Origin of the sequence: Streptomyces sp. UNOC14_S4, assembly GCF_020740835.1 — a bacterium.
Lineage (GTDB): Bacteria > Actinomycetota > Actinomycetes > Streptomycetales > Streptomycetaceae > Streptomyces.
The window spans coordinates 1-3,251 of sequence record NZ_JAINFC010000676.1; the positions used below are offsets into that span (position 1 = coordinate 1).

Below are 3,251 nucleotides of genomic sequence, written 5' to 3' on the forward strand. Positions count from 1 at the left end.
CGCTGGGGCTGGTGGTCCGCGTCGGGGGACCAGAAGATTGTCGCTGCAAAGAGGCGGTGCGATGTCACCGCGCACCGGGAGCGCCCCGTAAGGGGCGCGGAGGCGGGGCCGTAGGGCCCCGTAAGGGGCGCGGGGAACTGCGCGACCGGCCACAACGCACCCCGCAGCCGCGCGCGGAGCGCAAGAGGCACCCCGGTAGGCGTACCGGCCCACGCGCAGGACGCGGCGGGGTCCAGGGGCAGAGCCCAGAGGCGGAGCCCCCACGACGGACACCTCACCGGCCACGGAACACCGTCCGGTGCCACCCCTTCAGGGCCACCCCACTGTTGTCGAACATCACATGCTTCACCTGCGTGTACTCCTCAAACGAGTACATCGACATGTCCTTGCCGTACCCCGACGCCCGAAACCCCCCGTGCGGCATCTCACTGATGATCGGGATGTGGTCGTTCACCCACACGCACCCGGCCTGGATCTCCCGCGTGGCCCGTCCCGCGCGGTGGACGTCGCGGCTCCAGGCCGACGCGGCGAGCCCGTACGGCGTGTCGTTGGCGAACGCGATGCCCTCGTCGTCGCTGTCGAAGGGCAGCACGACGAGGACGGGGCCGAAGACCTCGTCCTGGACGATCTCGCTGTCCTGGGCGGCGCCGGTGACGAGTGTGGGGAGGTAGTACGCGCCTTTGGCCAGTTCCCCGGTGGGCGCGTGGCCGCCGGTGACCACGGTCGCGTACGAGCGTGCCCGGTCGACGAACCCGGCGACGCGGTCGCGGTGGGCGTGCGAGATCAGCGGCCCGAGGTCGGTGCCGGGGTCGAAGGGGTCGCCGAGGCGCACGTCCGCCATCAGGTCGGCCACGCCCGCGACGAACGCGTCGAACAGCGGCCGCTGGACGTAGGCGCGGGTGGCGGCGGTGCAGTCCTGTCCGCTGTTGATGAGCGCTCCGGCGACGGCGCCGTGGACGGCGGCCTCCAGGTCGGCGTCGTCGAAGACGACGAAGGGTGCCTTGCCGCCGAGTTCGAGGTGGAGCCGTTTGACCGTGGCGGTGGCGATCCCGGCGACCCGCTTGCCGACGGCGGTGGAGCCGGTGAAGGAGAGCATGGCGACGTCCGGGTGCCCGGCGAGGTGCTCGCCCGCGTCCCGGCCCGCGCCGGCGACGACGTTGAGGACGCCGTCGGGGATGCCCGCCTCGGTGGCCGCCCGGGCGAACATCAGCGAGGTCAGTGGGGTGATCTCGGCGGGTTTGAGCACGGCGGTGTTGCCCGCGGCGAGCGCGGGGAGCACCTTCCACGCGGCCATCTGGAGGGGGTAGTTCCAGGGGGCGATCCCGCCGACGACGCCGACGGGTTCGCGGCGGACGTACGAGGTGTGGTCGGCGCTGTACTCCCCGGCGGCCCTGCCCTCCAGGTGGCGGGCGGCGCCCGCGAAGAAGGCGGTGTTGTCGACGGTGCCGGGCACGTCGAACCCGGTGGTCAGCCGGATCGGCTTGCCGCACTGTGCCGATTCGGCGCGGGCGAGGTCGTCGGCCTGCTCGGCGAGCACGTCGGCGAACCGGTGCAGCGCGCCCGCGCGTTCGCCGGGGGTGGCTCCGGCCCACGCGGGAAAGGCGCGGCGGGCGGCGGCCACGGCCTCGTCCACGTCGGCGGGACCGGCGAGTCCGTAGGAGAGGAGCTCGGCTCCGGTGGCCGGGTCCACCACGGCCTGCCGACGGCCCGAGCCGCCCTCGCGCGGGCGCCCGTCGATGTACTGCGCGCCGTCGGTGAACCGTTCCGTGATGTCGTGCAGCTGATCCATCGCGCACTCCTCCGCACACCGCGGGGACCCGAGGCGGGCGTAGCTCCAACCGGATTTGGTTGCCGATCCTGACAGAGGGGTGGCATGACAACAAGGGATTCCGTAGCGAATTTTTGACGGAGCGACGGATTCAGTGATGAGCAGAGATGTCGCCCCACAGCTGGGAGCGGAAATTCAGGATCCGTTGTCAGTGGTCGCTGCCAGAATGACGGACATGACGATCAACGGGGAGAACGGCGGCAATTCCGGCGCGGCGCAGGCCGTCGCACCGGACGGCGGGCCGCGTACGGTCGAGGAGCTGCTGGCGGTCGTGGGCCGCGGCGAGCGGGTGAAGTACGTCCACTTCTGGGGCCACCGGCCGCGGCGGGACGGCAGCGTGGGGCCGAGCTGCTTCAGCCAGTGGTGGCCGTCGCCGTTCGCCGTGGACGGGACGGTCTACGCCACGGCGGAGCACTGGATGATGGCGTGCAAGGCACGGCTGTTCGGCGACGCGGAGGCGGAGGCCCGCGCCCTCGCGGCCGGGCACCCGAAGCAGGCGAAGGACGCCGGGCGCACCGTGCGCGGCTTCGACGAGGAGCTCTGGCGGCGGCACCGCTTCGACCTGGTGGTGGAGGGCAGCATCCACAAGTTCGGGCAGCACCCGGAGCTGGGCGCGTTCCTGCTCGGTACGGGCGACCGGGTGCTGGTGGAGGCCAGCCCGCTCGACCGGGTCTGGGGCATAGGCCTGGCCGCCGACGACGAGCGGGCGCAGGACCCGGCGCGCTGGCGCGGGGAGAATCTGCTGGGCTTCGCACTGACGGAGGCCCGCACGCGGCTGGCGGCGCGAGCGGCGGCCTGAGGACGACCCGCTCTGTCCGCTCCCAGCCTCACCCGGCCGCACCACGGAAGGTGCCGCCCGGAGGGTGCGTCAGCGGAGGTCCGTGAGCGGCCGGTCCACGACCAGGGACGCGCGGTAGGTCGACCCGGGGTCGTCCTGCGGGGTGGTGTCGCCGTCGCTCGTGTCCACGCTGAGGTAGAGGGTCAGCATCAGCCCGCTCACCACGAGCGCCACGCCGCCGAGGATCAGCCCGGCGAGGGCCTGTCCGCCGTTGTCCGCCTCGCCGTTGCGCACCTTCGACCGGCCTATGCCGCCGAAGACGACCGCGAGTATGCCGAGGACCACCCCCAGCAGGACGGTCGGGGACAGCACAGTGCCGACGATGCCCAGCACCAGGGCCGCGACGCCGAGGCCGTTCCCCGCCGAGGGGCCGTTCGGGGCGTGCGGGGGCCAGCCGTTCGTATAGGCCCCGTTCGTATAAGCCCCGGTCGTATAGGCCCCGGCGGGATAGCCGTAGGAGCCGGGCACGAACCCGCCCTGCCCGTACGGGGCCTGGCCGTAGGTGGCGGGCCCGCCCGGGAGCCCGCCGTACGGCGGCTGCTGCCCTTGGAAGCCGACGGCGTACGCGCTCGGGGTGCCCGGACC

3 protein-coding genes are annotated in these 3,251 nt (G+C 72.9%); 1 reads left to right on the forward strand and 2 read right to left on the reverse strand.

Annotation, left to right across the window (positions count from 1 at the left end):
* Nucleotides 1-274 precede the first annotated feature (274 nt).
* A complete protein-coding gene (locus tag K6I34_RS34140) occupies nt 275-1,789 on the reverse strand; it encodes a gamma-aminobutyraldehyde dehydrogenase (protein WP_229331921.1) in 1,515 nt (504 codons plus the stop codon).
* A gap of 214 nt (nt 1,790-2,003) precedes the next feature.
* Between K6I34_RS34140 and K6I34_RS34145 the strand changes: the two genes are divergently transcribed.
* Entirely contained in the window at nt 2,004-2,627 is a 624-nt protein-coding gene (locus tag K6I34_RS34145; protein ID WP_229331922.1) for an NADAR family protein, read from the forward strand.
* A gap of 69 nt (nt 2,628-2,696) precedes the next feature.
* Here the strand turns inward: K6I34_RS34145 and K6I34_RS34150 are convergent.
* On the reverse strand, nt 2,697-3,251 hold a 555-nt coding region (locus K6I34_RS34150; RefSeq protein ID WP_229331923.1), incomplete at its 5' end, for a DUF4190 domain-containing protein.